This window comes from Prosthecobacter sp., assembly GCF_020439865.1.
GTDB lineage: Bacteria > Verrucomicrobiota > Verrucomicrobiia > Verrucomicrobiales > Verrucomicrobiaceae > Prosthecobacter.
In genome coordinates this window covers 1-1,615 of record NZ_JAGRPF010000131.1, presented here as the reverse complement: position 1 = coordinate 1,615, position 1,615 = coordinate 1, and the positions used below count along the sequence as shown (strand labels likewise).

At 57.6% G+C, this 1,615-nt stretch carries 3 protein-coding genes; 2 read left to right on the top strand and 1 reads right to left on the bottom strand.

What is annotated here, in order from left to right:
- Positions 1–296: hypothetical protein (locus KDL09_RS15435; RefSeq protein WP_294386895.1), on the top strand; the 296-nt coding region annotated here is incomplete at its 5' end.
- Here KDL09_RS15435 and KDL09_RS15430 read toward each other — a convergent pair.
- On the bottom strand, positions 220–768 hold the full coding sequence (locus KDL09_RS15430) for a hypothetical protein (protein ID WP_294386891.1): 549 nt from the start codon (positions 766–768) through the stop codon (positions 220–222). The genes KDL09_RS15435 and KDL09_RS15430 overlap by 77 nt on opposite strands.
- A gap of 64 nt (positions 769–832) precedes the next feature.
- On the opposite strand from KDL09_RS15430, the gene KDL09_RS15425 reads away from it, so the two are divergent.
- A partial coding sequence (locus KDL09_RS15425) for a S49 family peptidase (protein ID WP_294386888.1) occupies positions 833–1,615 on the top strand: 783 nt, incomplete at its 3' end.

Here is a 1,615-nt window from a genome sequence, read left to right as displayed (position 1 = left end):
TCACCGTCGATGCGGGCCGCGAAGCGCAGCAGAACCGATCCGATGTGGAGATGGGCTTCAAGATCATCAGCGATCACTACGAGGAACTCGGCGCTGACTTCGGTGAGGAACTGGAGCGCCGGGCGCGTGATGCCCAGATGATTCTCGCCACCGCCACGAAGTATGGTGTGCCGCTGGAGATGCTGTGGAAGCCGAGCGGCGGCTCATTACAATCCCCTGTTACTTCTCTCGAAGCAGAATCTTCGCAACTACGTCAGCAACAGAGTCGAAATAGCCAGACTCAGACCGCTTCTTGAGCTGTGTCTTGATCCAGTCTGGTGAGTAGAACCTCCACCCCATGAGCTCGAAATGCTTAATGATGACGTCTTCATCCTGCTTGGATTTCATGCGACCTGCCGCAAGTCCAAGCACCAATCTGGTATCATCCGTGATCATTCCTAGTTTGACCAACTGCCGTTTGATGACTTTGAAAACAGTCTCGCGCAGAACCTTGTCCACGAACAACTTGTAGCGACTCTTGCCCGACTCATCATGTGAAAGAATCTGCGCGGCCTGAACTCCAACTGAGTCTATGAACGACTTGCATTCGAGAATCAGGAGTTCTTTTTGGCGAGGGTTGTACGCAAGAACATCAATCTCCCAGCGAGGGGATGAGGCTCTTCCGATGAGCTTCTTTTCCTCTTTTGATAAATCCACCTTGAATGCCTGGGTCACCCAGTACCCTTCGCTGGACAACAGGTGACACATTAAATGCTCGAAAGAATTCATGTTCGCACTGTCGTGCTGTGATCGATGTGTGCCAAGCCTCTTGTTTTGACAGGCTAAACGAGGCGTGACCGCGCTCGATTCTCTTCTTTCCCGCCAACCCTGGCTCATCACCACGGATGCCATGCAGGGCATGGTGGCACAGGCTGCGGCCTTCTTTGACGCCCGCATTCAACTGCCGGACGCATCACGCAACGCCTTGCTCTCGGTGAGCGATGGCGTCGCCATCATTGATCTGCATGGCCCGCTCATGCGCCAACCAGACCTGATCTCCTCGCTGCTCTTCGGTGCCACCGACATGAACGAGGTGACCAAAGCCATTCAAGAGGCGGTTCAGCGGGACGATGTGCGGTCCATCCTTCTCGACATCGACTCGCCCGGCGGCACGGTCAATGGCACGCCCGAACTGGCACAGACCGTGGCCGATGCCACGAAGCTCAAGCCCGTTTATGCGTTCAGCGCCGGGCAGATGTGCAGCGCGGCCTACTGGATCGCCTCCCAGTGTGACGCCATCTACTCCACGCCAAGCGCCCGCGTTGGTTCCATCGGCGTGATGCTGCCGTTCATCGACAGCACCGAGAAGTTCCGCAGCGAAGGGCTGAAGGTGGAGGTGTTTGCGGCGGGCAGATTCAAGGGCATGGCCACGCCGGGTGTGCCGCTCACCGAGGATCAGCGCGCGCTCATTCAATCCGACATTGAGGAAATCGCCGCCGAGTTCAAGACCGCCGTGCTGGCGCGGGGACGCAAGATTCCTGACAGCGCGATGGAAGGCCAGAGCTTCAGCGCCCGCAACGCCCAGCGCCTCAACCTGGCCGGCATGGTCCGGAGTCGTGACGAGGTGATCAGCCGG